Origin of the sequence: Pseudanabaena biceps PCC 7429 (assembly GCF_000332215.1) — a bacterium.
GTDB lineage: Bacteria > Cyanobacteriota > Cyanobacteriia > Pseudanabaenales > Pseudanabaenaceae > Pseudanabaena > Pseudanabaena biceps.
This window is the reverse complement of sequence record NZ_ALWB01000006.1, coordinates 20,062-36,457: the sequence shown is the minus strand read 5'-3', so window position 1 is coordinate 36,457 and position 16,396 is coordinate 20,062. Positions and strand designations below refer to the sequence as shown.

11 protein-coding genes are annotated in these 16,396 nt (G+C 41.8%); all 11 read right to left on the bottom strand.

Annotated features, from left to right (window positions below; genetic code table 11):
- Window positions 1–63: 63 nt before the first annotated feature.
- A complete protein-coding gene (locus PSE7429_RS27860) occupies window positions 64–240 on the bottom strand; it encodes a DUF6760 family protein (protein WP_407681151.1) in 177 nt (58 codons plus the stop codon).
- Complete coding sequence (locus PSE7429_RS01380) at window positions 237–599, bottom strand: hypothetical protein (RefSeq protein ID WP_009625243.1); 363 nt, start codon at window positions 597–599, stop codon at window positions 237–239. Before PSE7429_RS01380 ends, PSE7429_RS27860 begins: the two co-directional genes overlap by 4 nt.
- Window positions 600–610: 11 nt before the next feature.
- Window positions 611–1,051 (bottom strand): phage tail protein, encoded by a 441-nt coding sequence (locus tag PSE7429_RS01375; RefSeq protein WP_009625242.1) that lies wholly within the window; start codon window positions 1,049–1,051, stop codon window positions 611–613.
- 46 nt (window positions 1,052–1,097) lie between these two features.
- Window positions 1,098–2,282 (bottom strand): phage tail sheath family protein, encoded by a 1,185-nt coding sequence (locus PSE7429_RS01370; protein ID WP_009625241.1) that lies wholly within the window; start codon window positions 2,280–2,282, stop codon window positions 1,098–1,100.
- Window positions 2,283–2,351: 69 nt separating this feature from the next.
- The gene (locus PSE7429_RS01365; protein WP_009625240.1) at window positions 2,352–3,662 is read right to left on the bottom strand and encodes a phage tail sheath family protein; all 1,311 of its coding nucleotides are present in this window, start codon (window positions 3,660–3,662) and stop codon (window positions 2,352–2,354) included.
- A 70-nt stretch (window positions 3,663–3,732) separates the two neighbouring features.
- The gene (locus tag PSE7429_RS01360) at window positions 3,733–4,647 is read right to left on the bottom strand and encodes a carboxypeptidase regulatory-like domain-containing protein (RefSeq protein ID WP_009625239.1); all 915 of its coding nucleotides are present in this window, start codon (window positions 4,645–4,647) and stop codon (window positions 3,733–3,735) included.
- 51 nt (window positions 4,648–4,698) lie between these two features.
- A complete protein-coding gene (locus PSE7429_RS01355) occupies window positions 4,699–5,280 on the bottom strand; it encodes a DUF4255 domain-containing protein (protein ID WP_009625238.1) in 582 nt (193 codons plus the stop codon).
- A gap of 4 nt (window positions 5,281–5,284) precedes the next feature.
- Window positions 5,285–5,497 carry a hypothetical protein gene (locus PSE7429_RS01350; RefSeq protein ID WP_009625237.1) on the bottom strand — a complete coding sequence of 71 codons (213 nt, stop codon included), beginning with the start codon at window positions 5,495–5,497 and terminating at the stop codon, window positions 5,285–5,287.
- A 186-nt stretch (window positions 5,498–5,683) separates the two neighbouring features.
- Window positions 5,684–7,645 (bottom strand): hypothetical protein, encoded by a 1,962-nt coding sequence (locus PSE7429_RS01345; RefSeq protein ID WP_009625236.1) that lies wholly within the window; start codon window positions 7,643–7,645, stop codon window positions 5,684–5,686.
- Between the two features lie 367 nt (window positions 7,646–8,012).
- Window positions 8,013–13,907: a trifunctional serine/threonine-protein kinase/ATP-binding protein/sensor histidine kinase gene (locus tag PSE7429_RS01340; protein ID WP_009625235.1), complete on the bottom strand. Its 5,895-nt coding sequence runs from the start codon at window positions 13,905–13,907 to the stop codon at window positions 8,013–8,015.
- Between the two features lie 285 nt (window positions 13,908–14,192).
- Complete coding sequence (locus tag PSE7429_RS01335; RefSeq protein WP_009625234.1) at window positions 14,193–16,259, bottom strand: PAS domain-containing sensor histidine kinase; 2,067 nt, start codon at window positions 16,257–16,259, stop codon at window positions 14,193–14,195.
- Between the last annotated feature and the right edge of the window lie 137 nt (window positions 16,260–16,396).

Below are 16,396 nucleotides of genomic sequence, written 5' to 3'. Positions count from 1 at the left end.
CTCACAAAATCAATCTCACAAAATCAATCTCAAAAAATCAATCTCAAAAAATCAATCTCAAATTTATGAGCGACCTTGATGCGATTGCTGGTTAATTTGTTGATTAATCTGCGCAACTTGAGAAACCCATTGTTGTCGCTCCCAATGCTCCATGTTGAGAACGTTTTCGTAAGACCAATGAAAATGATAGGAAAGGTATGCTACCTCCTCTAGCAAACGCTTGTGGGGGTAGCATGTCACTCCCCCACGGGGTCAGTTTCTACCTCAAATTCACCGTTGCAATGGGGACAGGCAACTCGAAAGCGAGTATGACCGCTTCGATTGATTCGTTGGTAAAAGTCTTGAAGATAGGCTAGGTCACCTGAAAACAACTCCTCGATAATTTTAGTATTGAGTTGCTCGATCGTACCTAATCTAGTGATTACCCTTGCTAACAGAATAATCACTAGATATCCTGAATTTTTTTGTACTCTAGGATCGCGGAGTGGCGTAATTTCATCTGTGGCTCTGGAGAGTCGCATGACCCCCTCTCGATGCAAGCATCCTTCAGCGTCAATATAGCCATGCGGCAAAGTAAATGGAAATTCAGTTTGATACATTTTTTACTTCATTAACCAACAGTCACGCCTTCATGAACTAGTTCTAATGACTCGATCGCCACTTCACTACCAGTCGCATTAAATTCAGGACCATTCCAATTAGTTGGCCAGCATTTCTCCAAATTCCAACGAATTTTTTCCTCGCCTTTATCATTAGCCAAAATAATCGAAACATTTTTTCTCTCTGTTTCACCATCAAGTAGCTTCCGATGCCACTTCCACAGCTCATCATTATCTGTAAAGCCCCGTTTCAAGCTGATGTTGCCGAAGCTATTCAATCCTGGTAGTTGACGTTGAGCCAAGTTTTTATCGGTTCCTTCACGATAGGTACTAGCGGTTCTTGTTCCCGTCAAACCACTGCACTCGCGAAATCCAGCATGGACGATGCCATCCCATTCCACCCAAAAATTATAACTGTTATAAGGATCGTGGGTATCTTTAATATTCGGCATGGAATCTATTCTCCCTTAGTAAAACAAGTGAATAATTAATAACATTCTAGGCAAAGGTGATACCGCTACTTCCATGAACTAGGGAAATAACAATAAACTCTGAGGGTGTTGTGGGCGATAGCCCCACTTCAGCCACCACTTGCCCTGCATTGCGAACCTCTAAAGGGTTTGTTTCTTCGTCGCATTTGACATAGAAGGCTTCTTCTGGTTCTTGACCTTGAAGTGCACCTTTTTGCCAAAGTGATTCACAGTAAACGGTGAGTTCCCGTGCAATTCGAGTCCATAATGCTATGTCATTGGGCTCAAACCCAATTCCCATCAGATTATGTTCAGCCCATCGCAAAACGGTAATGATTAAGCGACGAACATTCACATATTGCCAGCCAGAAATCTGACTGACAGTTCTCGCTCCCCAAACCCGAATGCCGCGACTCTTAAAACTATGAATCCAATTCACTCCAGCACCATGTTCCATATTAAGGCTTTGCCAATCTGAAGCCGATAAAGCAAGACTAATGTCTAGAACACCTTTGAGGACATAGTTGGCTGGAGCACGATGCACTCCACTTTCGCGATCGTTTTGGGCATAAATCCCAGCGATATGTCCACAGGGTGGAATAGGGGATGAAAGTGTTTCAACCATAATCCAAGACCCGTAGATTGCGCCGTTATTGCCAATAAGCTGTTGTCGCTGTTGATTGATCTCTTCCAGATTAGCAGTGTTAAGGCTGTCCAGAATGGCAAAGCGATCGCTCATGCGATCGCAGTGTTCGAGCACTAAGGCTTGTAACTGCACGATCTCACGACTGGAAGTCAATTGCATGATATCAGGCACGCAAACGAGATCAATCGCATCCAGAGTTTCAATGGTTTGTAAGCCCTGACCGAGGGTATCCATGGTCATGGAGAAAGCAGTACCGTTTGGGGAAGCATTCGGTAAAAGTAAGACATAACATAAGCGTCCACCATTTTCAAAAAAGCCCCTGACCGCATGGGTCAAATAATCACTCACTGGATATCTTCCAAATAGCTGTAAGAATTGCGGCCAGAGAGTGAGCATTTGGGGGATTGCAGGAAGTTCCAGCAGTTGATTGCTTGGATGATTACTTTGAGCGTCCGTGACACCTAAAAATACTGGAACACCAGTCATTAAGTCATCTCTCGGAATTAAGGCAATATCCTGAAGGATGACACCTGGTGCTGTTAGATAGGGCGAATTAAAGGGACTCACTCGACAATCTTTCCCGTGATAATTATGGGCGTTTTGCTTAGGTGGCTTGCTTGGGCGTTTTGCTTGGGCTTAAGCTTTTTCTTCCGTCACAATTTGTGTAATACGGAAAATTACAAATTCCGCAGGTTCAATGACAGAAACGCCAATTTCTGTTACTACCTGTCCCAACTTCCGTACATCAATGGGATTGGTTTCCGCATCACATTTAACAAAAAATGCTTCTTGAGCAGTTGTGCCAAATAAAGCTCCTTTACGCCATTCATTGGTGAGAAATGCCGAAATATTACGACGAATTCTCGCCCAAAGTTCGGGGGTATTGGGTTCAAAGACTGTCCATTGTGTTCCTTCGTCAATCGACTCACGGATATAGTTGAACTGTCTCCGAATATTGATGTATTTAAAGTCGGGATTGTCTTTGCCTGCTCCTAGGGTTCTTGCGCCCCAAACTCGGATGTTCCCGTTAAGATTGCGAATGCAATTAATCCCCGCTTCGTTGAGGGGTTCCTGTTTGATTTTGCTAATTTCTTGCTTCAATCCCGTTGCCCCCAAGATGGGCTCATTGGCAGGGGCTTTGTGGACTCCTCGCTGATTATCGACACGGGCATAAATCCCCGCGATATAACCACTAGGGGGCATGAATTTGGGCGCATTGCTGATGGGATCGAAGACCTGAATCCAAGGGAAATATACGGCGGCGTAGTCCGAGTTTCCTAGGATCTTTGCGCCTCCAGGTTCGAGTTGGTCTAAGGCGATTTCTTCCTCTGTGTCCAAAATAGCAAAGCGATCGCCTAATAGACGACAATGAATATCAATCTTGGCAAGGGTCGATTTGGCGGTTACTCCTGGAGCGGCTACGATCGCAATCTCATCAATCGCTTCAAATCTTTCTAATGCCAAATCAATATCTTTTTCGGCTTTAACCCAAGTGACAAAACAGCGCGTTCCACCGTTTCTAAAAAAGCCATAAACCGCATGGGCTAAGATATTATGACCAGAGTCAGTGGAGAAATCTCCAAAATATTTCTTGAATTCACTAAAGTTAGTGCAAAGCTGGACTTCCCCCACCTTGACAGATTTTGTAGTTGCAATCGCATCCTCAGCTTTCTTCTGATCTTGCAAGACAACCGAATACTGATCGTCTCCAATAATAAAATCGCCTTTTTTGGCAAGAATACTGGTTTCAACCGTTGATGGTGCAGTGGCAGGATCTTCAGCATCCGCCTCTTTTTTCGACTTTGTTTTAGTCGATGAAATAGGGGCTGGAACTGCAAGGGAAATAATTCCAATAAATCCAGCGGTGCTTGTTCCAACTCCTGTAATTGGAGCCAGTCCAGAAGCAACTTCTTCAACGTAGACACCAGGTGATAAATAGGTAGGCATTCTTATTTAGTCCTTTACCTGCAATTGGTAATGATTGATTACATAAACTAAATCAACGATCGCTCAACGATCATTGAGAAACCAACTGAAAATCGAGTTGTTTAATATCTCCTGTTTGCAAATAAACTTGGTGCTGTTGGGTTACATAGCCCTGAGCCGATACTGTTAAAGTTGTAAAAGGCTTGCTTGGCGATAAAGCAACTAAGCGATAATTCCATTCACTATGTCCATTTTGATGAACAGATCTTGAACTCATGGCATAGTCTTCATTTTCATGAATTTTGACTTTCGCCATGTCAATGATTTCCTTGGTTTCTGAATCAATGACTTTGCCAAGAAGTGTTGTGGGATTAAGCCTTATAATTAATTTCAGTCTATCAGAAAAAGAAGTGTTTAGATCCCTATCAGAAAAAGAAGTGTTTAGATCCAATTCAATATTATTTTTTGTTTCAGGTACTTCCACCTCAATGGAATTGTTGGTATAACGCATTTCCCTAAGCGGAAGCGATGCTTCTAATTGATAGGAACCTGTTGGCAGATCGGTAAAATAAAACCAACCATCTGAAGTTGAATAGGTTCGTTCTGGATATTTGGTATTTAGAATTTGATCGGATTGCCAACAATCTAGAATAATCTGTAGCGCTTGAAACTTTTGATAATTATTTAGAGAAGGATCTCCTATTAGTATTTTGAATAATTCTAGTTTCTCTTTCCTACTTATCTGAGAGTTGATCAGTTGTTCATAAAGCTCTTGAATTCTTGGTGATAAATATTCAAGAGGGGGCTGCGGAATTCTTGAGTATGATTGATTCATCCATAAACTTTCGGGTAATCCAAAGAGTTGGGTTTTGAAAATCACAACATCCACAAATTTATCTGGAGCTTGAACGATTTTGATCCTTGCCCCAGCGATCGCTTCACCAGTCAAATTATTGATTACTTGTCCTGCCAATGCGACTTGATGGCGACGTTTTTGGTTTAACATCTGGGCTTGATGATTATGGAAATATTATTGAAATCATGAGCTAGGGTGAAATTAGGACAAACGGGACAGTTGAGGTCGATTTTCTAAGACTAGTGGATATTCTCCAGTGTCTTTTTCGACTGGTACAGCAATGGTGACGGTGCAATGTAAGGAAACTTTAGCTTTACCGCCCATTACCTGCCAAAATTCGCTGGGACTTTGCAAATAGCCAGACTGCATGGACGTTAACACCACGGGCAATTCTTGGTTCTGTAAACTACCCTGCAACATTTCGGGAGGAATAACTGAATGCGAGAACAGCAATTTCATTATCTTGCTCAAGATGTGATGTTCTTGCTGCGGATCGTCAGCATTTACCCAGACCGTAATTAGATAGGAACAATCTACCCTTGCTGGTGGCTGTGTTTTAACGGCAGTGCCATTACCACGACGTTGCATTGTCCATTCGCGACTCCGCAAGTCTAAATTTTCTCGTACATCATAGAGAAAAAGATTAATGGCAGGTTTTTGCTGCATTCCTCCTTCTGTGGGCAGTTCAAAACTAATGGAAACACTGGTTTCCTCCGAGTTTTGTAAGTCGGGTAACCCATGAATCAGAAATTTTTTGAGGGTGCTATCCAGGTCGTCTAACATTTGACTATTCCTCCTTGCCTAAGGCTGCGGTGGATTGATCGCTCCCGCCCTCATTCGCGATCGCTAGTTCTTCTTCCAATACCTGAATTGCGCCACCAATCCGCAGCAAAGTCTCGCGCAAGCCCGCTTTCTTGGCTTCTAAATTTGCCAAGACTTGCTGCCCTGCTTCATATTCAGCCTTTAGGGATTGGAGTCGTTTTTGCAGTTGTTCTTGCATAGGAAAATACTTAGCATAATGAAAATCAAGCAGGAGCGATCGTTTAGAAACTATTTAAGAATTACCTAGATCCCCCCCAGCCCCCCTTGTGAAGGGGGGAGAATTTTCTTCTTCCCCCTTCACAAGGGGGATTGAGGGGGATCTCTGAGGATTTTTACTACTAAAAAGTAATTCTTAAATGATTTTTTAGATAAAATAGGGAAGCTCTAAATCATTAGTGCCAATTTCTCGGAATTTGATGACATCTTCAAAATTATTTTTCTCCTCACCTTGCTTGGTTAGATCGACCTTAATACTGATCAGTTGGGTAATACGATCACTGGGTGTAGTAAGGTTTAAAGCCTTGGCAATCATATCGGCGGGAATACGGGCAGCAATATAACGGTTATAAATCTTACTATTCCAATGCCGCGCAAAAGGATTGTCATAGGTGGCAAGAAAACGTTCAATCGGCTGATAGCTGTCCCCAATCTTGATCGAAAGCTCTGTATGTAAACATCCATTCCAACCGCTATTATGTTCAATTAGATACAACAGCTTATCGCGACCAGAGGGAACAACGGGAACGCGAATTTCGTAAGTTCTGAGATTATCGAAGTAACCTAAAATATCACCTTGATAATTATCTCTTTCCCATGAAGCAGTATCTCCTTGGTTCACGGAATCCGCCCAGTAATAGCCTAATGCCGATTGAGCTGCATGACCCCATGGATTTTTGCTAAAGGCAACCCCTGATAGCATCAACCACGATGGATCACATTTATGAATTAGCTTTACTAGCCCCGACTGCCCTACGGGAATTGGTAGCCATTGGTGATAGGGGCTAGATGAGTCACCTAAAGAGCCATCAGGACAGTAGCAATTCCCATTTCTTTTTCCTGCCGTCCAATTGCCCAAATCTCGGAATATTTTGCCATCTGTGGAAAATTGGGCATTTACAACATGCCACTCGTTGGTATTGCCAATTCTGACCCACACTGTATCATAGCCAGAAGGCACTGTAATGATTGCACCTCCTTTATCTTCTTTGCCTTTGCCATAACAAATTGCTTCGCGCCAAAAATAACTCCCTTTTGCACTATAACTTGTTCTGTCATAGGAGTTTTTAGGGAGATCGTCTGACTTAACGATTACGCCTGCCTTTTCGGCTTCAAAAATATCTTGATATATCGTTGGATTTTGGGGATCGGTGGAGCCCGCAGGATACATCCGATGGCGCATGGGGTTGATTACTTCCAGATGTTTAGCCCGAAGGGTTTCATGGACAACGACTAAGCCAGTGTCACGCTCAATGGTCAGGCGGGGCTTCTCAACACCATCTGCCGAGGCGAGTAGCCGTAGCAGAGAAGTGGGATCATTTTCATCCTCTGCTCCCTTAATTTTCCAGCCCACCATCTTGCCATCTTTTTGATCAAGGCGCACCGCAGGAGCCTCTCCCGTGGGCTTACCCGCATTAGATAACGCCGCTGCAATATGATCTTTGACCGCTTTTTCGGAGGGGATCACATTAGGGCGATCTATAGCAGGAATACTCTGGGAAATTTCTTGAATAAGAGTGCCACCCAATTGCAACGCACCTGATACTGTCAAATTGCCTTGAATGCTTAAATCCTTGCCATCGCTGCGGAGTTCGATATCTTGCGTAGCACTAGGAAGACGCACCCCAGAATATTGCCGCACGCTTGAATCAACAATTACCTGATCGTCTTGCAGCAACACCTTCGCCAAGGTAATCGTTATGGCATCGTTAGATTGAATTGCCTCTAAGGTAATGATTGGTGTTTCTTCAAAGCGCGTATAACTATCAGGAATTTCGGGCTGCTGCAATATTTTTGGTGTTTCGGCATAGCGCAGGCATAGCCAGCCCAAGCTATTAATTTTCCTAGTTACCGCCTCCTTGAGGATAATTAAATTGCCCTCTCCGTCAATCGCAGTTCCTGATTTGATGATGACCTCAGGCTGACCTGCGATCGCTTCTACCTCCAGCCCATCCACAATACCCGCTAAATGTAGGCGACTGTTGACATATTTTTGGCGATCATTAAGATAGCTATGGGCAAGTTCAAAGTCTTTATCAATTAAATACTGCCCAGCGAAATAGTTAGGACGTTGTAGAGCGAAATGAACCCAATCTTTTTTTGATGGCATAGTAGAGTTTCCTTGCTTTGATTCTTTGTAAAAAACCAAAGAAATCTAATACAGTTGGATAGATGTATTTTTTCTGCTTTGGATAATACAAAACATATAACAAAACATATAAAGTTGCAAATGAGCAACTTAAGAATTTAAGTAAATTTGAGTGATTTTTAATTCCCAACTATAGATATACTTCAGTTCATATGATTTGACAAGAAATCTTAAATCTACTTTAGACATTTCTTAACAAAAGAAGCAGAGCTATTGCCCCATCAAGTTGAGCCAATAGTTTGCGATGGAACTATAGCTTCTAGACTTTATACCAATTCACGAAAGTGTGACAACACTTTCGTGAATTGGTATTTCTTGACATTCTCGTTTATTCTGCCCTGATTGGTTCTCCACTGATCGGTTCTGCATTGATTGGTTCTGCATTGATCGGTAAGGTAATGATCAATTCTGTACCTTCCCCTAGTAGAGAGTTGACATGAATCGTACCGCAATGTTTTTCGGTGACAATCTGTCGCGCGATCGCTAATCCCAATCCCGTACCTTTACCAACAGATTTGGTCGTAAATAAATGATCGAACACCTTTTGTTTAACTTCTTCATGCATACCCTTGCCATTATCAGTAATCACAATTTTAACGAGATTATTCTCTAAATCTAAGGAAGTTGTAATGGTAATGCAGTTAGGATGGGCTTTAATTTGCTCGAAGCTCTTTCCCTGATTAGATTCTTCTAACGCATCGATCGCATTTGCCAAGATATTCATAAATACTTGGTTCAATTGTCCTGGAAAACATGCAATTTGAGGTAGATTGCCGTAGTTCGTGACAACTTCAATCGCAGGATGTTGTTCAGAAGCCTTCAGCCGATGTTTGAGAATGAGAATCGTACTATCAATACCCTGATGGATATCAAAAAGCACTTTGTAGTCTTGATCGGCGCGAGAAAATGTTCTTAAACTAGTGCTGATATTTTTTAGGCGATCGCAGGCGATCGTCATCGAATTAATCATCTTCGGTAAATCCTCTAGACTATATTCCAAGTCAATTTCTTCGGCATGGGCTTTGATCTCATCACTCGGATCGGGTAGGTTCTCTTGATAGAGTTTTAAATGTTCAACGATATCGGCTAATGTCGGTTCAGCTTGTTTGAGACTGACGGCAATAAACCCAAGTGGATTATTCATTTCATGCGCTACCCCTGCAACAAGATTGCCGAGCGCAGACATTTTCTCACTTTGCACTATTTGCAATTGGGCGTTTTGCAGATCGGTTAGCACTTGTTGTAAGACCTGTGATTTTTGCTCCAAAGCAATTTCAGCGAGTTTGCGTTCATGCAGAGCAGCTTGCTGTTTACTAATATCCAAAACTAGTCCATCCCAAACTAGAGTTCCATCAGCAAGTTGTTGGATTCGAGTTTTGATCTCAATCCACTTGATAATTCCCGATGGGGTTACAATTCGTCCTGACCACTCCAAAGGAGCTAAAGTTTGCATTGAGTTGGTCAAAGATTGCTGGTAACTTGCCACATCCTCTGGATGGATTGCTTCTATAAGAAAATGGATATTGGCGATCGCTTGTTCTTGGGTCATTTCAAACAAGTAGGAACATTCGGCACTAACATAGGATAGATATCTGCCCCCATCGCTATTTGAGCGGGCTTGATAAACAACTCCTGGCACATTATCTACAAGTTTCTCAAACCTAGAGTTACTGGCACTCAAGTTTTCAAGCGATCGTTCTAACTGTTGAGCATATTCTAGCGATTGCTCATAAAGTCGAGCATTTTCCAAAGAAATCGCCGCTTGAGCGCAAAGTAAATTTAGAATTTCCACACGATCTCTTGTGAAAGCCCCCGTTGCTAAACTATTTTCCAAATACAAAATGCCCTTCAATTTCCCCTGTTGCAAAATTGGACTGCACAAAATACTCTTCGGCTGCTGACGCATGATATAAGCGTCATTAGCTAAGGTCGGATCGGCTGTCGCATCGATCAGCACCGCAGTTTGTCTGCTATGCTGCACTTTATAAATCAGCTTCAGGGGAACGTCGTGACTGTCTTCAACAGGAAGTTTTTGCAACACAACAGGCTCCGCGCCCTCGATAATTGAACCTTTGATCAATAGGCGATCGTCTCGCAAGAGCATAAATATACATTTATCAGCTCCCGCATTTTCGATAACGATAGAAAGTAAAGCCGAGAGTAGTTTCTCTAATTCAATTTCACCAGAAAGAGTTTGAGAGGCTTTGAGAATGGCAGCTAAATCTAGAGCTACAGAAGCACTGCTGTGGGAAGTATCGGAACTGGTGGAGGTACTTCCCACAGCGAAGATGGTTTCGCTAGTGGAGAGTAGGGAACGGGGTTGCTCTAAAATGAAGGCAAGGAGTTGGGGATAGCGTCTTTCCAAGTCGGCAACCTTAGCTTTTGCACCCCAACGGGCATAGCCATAATAGGCTTCGGTCATGTATTCTTGAGCAATCCGTTCTTTACCCCAATCAAGATAGAACTTTGCCGCCAGTTCATTGGCTAGGGCTTCTTCTTGGATATATTCATTGGCTTTAGCTCCAGAGATAGCCCTATCATATAGCTCAATTGCCTCAGCTCTTTGCCCTAATACTCGACATCTTTCTGCTGACACCAAACTGTACTTATGTTCAAAATTTGAAGGCGCATGAACCATCCATGCTTCCATAATTTTTTGATTGTCATCTACTTGGGCAAGGAGGGATTGATGATTTTTTATTGTCAATGGGCGATCGCCTTCAGATTTAAGGAAATCAGTATACTGAGACAGCAGAGCAAGAGAGTAATAGAAGTTATGAATCGCAACAGTTAATCCAATCGCCGCATCAGCATAACTTGCTGCATTTACTGCCGAGATCACCGCTGCTGAATGATCCTCAAACAAATAGCTAAGAATGCACTTAGCTAAATATGTTGTAAAAGGTAGCGATCGATCATTACCTGAACAGAAAACAGGTAAAAGTTCTATTTCATCAAAATTATTACCTGATAATTGCTTTGGTTCAGTGACATCTCCCAGCAAATTGGAGACAAATTGCTGCCAAATTCGGGCATGATTAAGGGAATGTTCCTGTCTAATCGGCAGCAAAATTTCCAGTGCAGTATTTTGTCTTTTTTGCACTTCTGTTAGGATCTGTCCAGCTAAAACACAGTGGGTACAGTGATGGGCAGTTGCATAACTAGCGTACTCAATATCTCCCGTTTCAAAACCAATTTGACTAGCTCTTTCCAAGGATTCTATGGTATCAATCAGTGGTTCTTTCCAAGGTCTAATAAAAACATTAAACAAATTGTTCACTTTACATTCCAATTCTTTGGCAGAGAACCGATCCAATACTTTCAAAGCAAGTAACCCAGAATAATATCCTTTATCTACATCTTTCTCAAATCCACATAGCAATATGCCATAAAACACATAGGCAAAGGCACTCAGTGATGTATGTCCTTGTTTTAAACTCAGATCAATCATTGTCAAGACAATCTCTGGCAAAAGCTCTGGGCGGGTTGTATAGGCTGGGGAAAAAATTGCCATCAGAATCCGCATGACAGCAATCGAATGAGGTTCTAACATCACTGGCAACGATTCTATCGTGGTCAATATCGGCAACTGTATTGCTGAAGATCGAGGGGATGCGCCTAAATCGACTTCTAGAAGTTCCAAAGCAAATATTCCTACAGCAAGTGCTTTTGGCATCTCTGACTGAGCCATATACATTTGAATTTGTAATTCATAAAGCTTGACTCGATCAAGGGAGCTAGTAGTATGTTCTAAAACGAAATTAGCTAAGGTTTGGGCATGGGCAAAGTTGATGTTGAGATATTCAGCCGTAACCGCAGATTCATAAAGAGCTAAAGTCAACTCATAGTTACTTTCCCAACTATCAATACCTAGAGACTTCACTCCGTTATCGAAATATTTAGCGGCAGCAGCATAAGCAGTCGAAGTAAGCGCTTTTTTCCCAGCCATGAGATTCAATTGTGCCAATTGCTCTCTTTGTTTCTGGATAGTGATTAGCTCTACACCTATATTCAAATGATTAACAATATCAAAGATTTTTTCTTCCTGTTTTTCTTGGGAAAGGTTATGCAACAATAATTGTCCAATTCTCAAGTGAGTAATCTGTTTTTGATCATCAGAAATCAGAGAATAGGAAGCTTGTTGCACACGATCATGCAAAAAACGATAGGTAGGGTTTGCTGCGACATCAGAAACTAAGCTACTATCGGACTGCATAAAGAATTTATAAACTTCTGTGTTGGGAATAATCAAGCCTTCTTGTAATGCTTTCCATAATGCTGTAGCTGTGACTTTTACTGATTTCTCACTGATAATTGTCAAGGTTTGTAGATCAAATTGCGCTCCGATACAGGCTGCTAATTTCAACATATCTTGAGTTTCGATAGGCAACTTCTGTAATTGCAGGGCCATAAATTCCACTACGTCATCAGTAATTGCCAAATTTCTAACTTGAGTAATATCACACCGCCAATGTCGAATGTCCCAATCAAAGGTAATCTGTCCATCTTCATGCAAGGTTTTCAGAAATTGAGTTGTAAAAAATGGATTGCCATTAGTTTTTTGATAGATTAATTCGGTTAAAGCTTGAGCAAGAAATAATTCACAATTTAGCGTATCAGTCACTAATTGATTGACATTTAGCAAGCTCAATGCTTCGAGAGTAATCGTATTGACTAACGCACCAGATTTTATAATCTCATCAATAGTCATCATAAAGGGATGAGCGGGCGACACCTCATTATTTCGATAGGCTCCTATGATCAATAAATATTGAGTGTCTTCTATCAATAATTCCAGTAAATTTAGAGAAGCGGAATCTGCCCATTGTAAATCATCTAAAAACATCACTAAGGGATGCTCTGGGCTGGTAAAGATTTGCACAAACTTTTGGATCAGCAGATTAAAGCGGTTTTGAGCCGCAGTCCCTGATAGTGCTGTGGCTGCGGGCTGCTGACCGATAATCAGTTCTAGTTCAGGGATCACCTCAATTAACACTTGTCCATTCTCGCCCACAACTTCGAGGATTTTGTTTTTCCATACTTTAATTTGGCTATCTGATTCTGAGAGTAGTTGTCCCATTAGGTCGCGGAAAGCTTGGACAAAGGCAAAAAAGGGAATATTGCGCTGAAATTGATCGTATTTCCCTTTGATGAAGTAGCCCCGTTGTCTAACGATTGGTTTATGCACTTCATTAACGACGGCTGTTTTGCCTATTCCTGAAAAACCTGCAACAAGCATCATTTCTGTTGCGCCTTGACTCACTCGCTCAAAGGAATTCAGGAGTATTTCTACTTCGGTGGCGCGACCATAGAGCTTTTCGGGGATAATAAAGCGATCGCTAATATCTCTCTGTCCAATTTCAAAAGGTGCAATATTTCCTGTAGCTTGCAATTGTGCTAGACAAATCTCTAAATCATGCTTAATTCCCAAAGCACTCTGATAGCGGTCTTCAGCATTTTTAGCCATTAATTTGCTGATGATTGTTGATAAAACTAGGGGAATATTAGGATTGATCTGATTAACTGGTATAGGATTTTTTGCTAAATGACAATGGACTAATTCCATGGGGTCATTGGATAGAAAAGGTAACTTTCCTGCCAATAACTCGTAGAAAGTCACCCCCAATGAGTAGAAGTCGCTGCGATAGTCAATCCCACGATTCATGCGTCCAGTTTGCTCTGGCGAAAGATAGGCAAGAGTTCCTTCTAGAGCGTTAGCATTTTGGATCTCTTGTGTTTCCCTTGGTAATAGTGAGGCAATACTAAAGTCAATTAATTTAACTTGTTTTGTTTCAGGGTTAATTAATATATTACTGGGTTTGATATCCTTATGAATAACTCGATCTCGATATAATATATCTAAGCCATTACAGAGCGCGATCGCTATTTCCAAAAATTCTTTTAAAGAGAGCCTATTCCTACCTTTTACCGCATACTCTCTCAAGGAAATCCCCCCGAAGTCTTCCATCACTAGCGCATAACTATTTTGGTACGGTTCTAAGCTGTAGGTTTGGATGATTAGTGGTGAGTTGAAATTTTGAGAAATATTGTACTGATTGCGAAACTGAACTAATTCATTAAAGGTGGGATAGTCATTTTTCAGCAGTTTGATCACTACAGGGAGTTGATCCAAGGCGCGGACTGCCCGATAGACAACAGTCCGCGATCCCATGTAAAGATTTTCAGATAGAGAGTAGCCGAGGATTGTGAATGTGTCTACCATTGTTGTTGTCCTATTATTTGCTTTATTATTTGTCTTGTTATTTATCTTGTTATACCAATTCACGAAAGTGTGACAACACTTTTGTGAATTAAAAACCAAACCTAATAAGGGTTTTCAAAGCTCAAAATGGCTACGCCATTTTGAGCTTTGGTATTAAGTGGCTGGGCAAAATTAAACCCCAGAATCAAAAGCTGTAGCACAAGCGCAGCTTGTGCTACAGCTTTTTGGATTTTATATTTAATTGTACCCAGTTACTCATTTGTCTTGTCAGAGTTATGGCATAACTTAATGCTGGCGAATGGGAATCGTGACGACAAAGGTAGAACCTTGTCCTGCTCCAGAAACACATTCCAACTTACCACCATGCTTATCTACCACAATTTGATAGCTAATCGAAAGTCCCATCCCAGTTCCTTTGCCTACGGGCTTTGTGGTAAAAAATGGATCGAACAGCCTATGCTGAATTTCTGTTGGGATACCAATCCCATTATCGGAAATTTGAATCATCACTTCCTTAGAATTGACAAATGCAGTGCTAATTGTAATCGTTGGGTTATGGATTTGACCAATTTCCAAAGATTCTTCTAGAGCATCAATTGCGTTACTGAGTAGATTCATAAAGACTTGATTGAGTTGTCCTGCGAAGCACTCGACTATCGGTAACTCTCCATAGGCTTTGATAATTTCAATGATTGAGGCATCTGACCTTGCTTTTAGGCGATGTTGCAAAATCATCAGGGTACTATCGATACCATCGTGGATATTCACGGATTTCATGTCGGCTTCGTCCATGCGCGAGAAGGTACGCAATGATACGACAATTTTTTGGATACGTTCTGCGCCAACCTGCATAGAAGCGAGAAGATTGTGCATATCTTCTAGTAAGAAATTTAACTCGATCTCCTCGATTTGTTCTTGAATCTCGGCATGGGGAGTGGGATAATGTTTTTGGTAAAGGTCTAGGAGCTGCCCCAGATCTTTGGCATAGTTATGGGCATGGATTAAGTTGCCATAAATGAAGTTGACTGGGTTATTAATTTCATGGGCGACCCCTGCGACGAGTTGTCCCAGCCCCGACATTTTCTCCGATTGCACCATCTGGGTTTGAGTATGCTTAAGTTCTTTTAGGGTTTGTTCTAGCTCCGCAGTGCGCTGATTTAGCTCAGATTCGGTACGTTTGCGATCACTAATATCACGGATAATTGCAGCAATATACGAAGGTTGACCCGTATTGGGGTCTTTGATCGTAAATATGTTCCATTCTACGGGAATTTGTACTTGGGTAATCAAGTGCTGTAAGTGTAGTTCCGCACTTGCATAACCATATTGTCGCAAATGAGGCATCAATGTTTCTTGAATTTTAGCCATGTCCTCCCGATTGTGGAAATCGCTTAGGTGCAAATTCTTAACAGTATCGGTGATGCCAAGTCCCACTAGTTGCCGTCCCCCCGCATTCAAATAGAGCGTTTGTCCATCCTCAATGTTAGCAATGCTGATAAAGTCTGTAGTATTTTCGACTACAGAAGCAAGTTTTTGGACTTCTATTTCCGCCAGCTTGCGATCGCTAATATCTTCTAATGTAACTAGAACTCCAATAACATTACCATCAAGATCGCGTAGGGGCGTTTTACGGGTATCAAGCCATAGCGTACTGCCATCTGAGCGCTGGTGGATCATAATATGAAGATCTGATTGCCCAGAATCCATGACTCGGCGATCGCGTTCCACATTCTGAACTGCGGATTCAACCGTAAAGGGCAAAGTATAGTCAGTTTGACCAACGATCATATCAGGTGATTCTAAACCCACAAACTTAGCACCGTTTGTGTTACAGCCCATAAAATTAGATTCGCGGTCTTTCCAAAATACTAATTGCGGAATATTGTCGAGTAATAGACGTAAAAACTGCTGTGATTGCTGAAGTTCCTGTTCCGCTTGCTTGCGATCGGTAATATCTAAGATGATGCTATCCCAAATAGTCGAACCATCAGCTTGTCGTTCTGGTTGAGAAGTGACCTGTACCCATTTTAGATTGCCCGAAGGGGTAATAATCCGAAATTCTTCCTTAAAAAGCGTCAACTTTTCAGATGAATAGATTCCTGCTTGCTGAATTCTTGGGCGATCGTCTGGATGTTGCAAGTCTTCAAATTGCATGACTCCAGACAAAAAATCTTCAACTGCAACTTCGCAAATATCAACACAACCTGAGCTAACATAAAGTGTTGACAGAGAACCATCCCCCGTAGCGCGAAACTGAGTAATCATACCAGGGAGATTATTAGCCAACTTCTGAAATCTTGCCTCACTAGTTTGCAAATCTGCTAACTCTTGTTGAGCCCTCAATATATCCATAGCCTTTTCCGCCCCACCTCTATAGGTTTACAATTACTTTAATTACCTCAGCATAATTAAAATCCAGATCTAAAACCTGCGGCGCAAGCGCCGTTTGCGCCGTAGGTTTTAGGGTTTTATATTTAATTAAGCCCACT

Bases quoted from the DNA above. Each gene is read 5' to 3' on its own strand.
- PSE7429_RS01380 (WP_009625243.1), bottom strand. From the start codon at position 599: ATGTATCAAACTGAATTTCCATTTACTTTGCCGCATGGCTATATTGAC.
- PSE7429_RS01375 (WP_009625242.1), bottom strand. From the start codon at position 1,051: ATGCCGAATATTAAAGATACCCACGATCCTTATAACAGTTATAATTTT.
- PSE7429_RS01365 (WP_009625240.1), bottom strand. From the start codon at position 3,662: ATGCCTACCTATTTATCACCTGGTGTCTACGTTGAAGAAGTTGCTTCT.
- PSE7429_RS01360 (WP_009625239.1), bottom strand. From the start codon at position 4,647: ATGTTAAACCAAAAACGTCGCCATCAAGTCGCATTGGCAGGACAAGTA.
- PSE7429_RS01355 (WP_009625238.1), bottom strand. From the start codon at position 5,280: ATGTTAGACGACCTGGATAGCACCCTCAAAAAATTTCTGATTCATGGG.
- PSE7429_RS01350 (WP_009625237.1), bottom strand. From the start codon at position 5,497: ATGCAAGAACAACTGCAAAAACGACTCCAATCCCTAAAGGCTGAATAT.
- PSE7429_RS01345 (WP_009625236.1), bottom strand. From the start codon at position 7,645: ATGCCATCAAAAAAAGATTGGGTTCATTTCGCTCTACAACGTCCTAAC.
- PSE7429_RS01340 (WP_009625235.1), bottom strand. From the start codon at position 13,907: ATGGTAGACACATTCACAATCCTCGGCTACTCTCTATCTGAAAATCTT.
- PSE7429_RS01335 (WP_009625234.1), bottom strand. From the start codon at position 16,259: ATGGATATATTGAGGGCTCAACAAGAGTTAGCAGATTTGCAAACTAGT.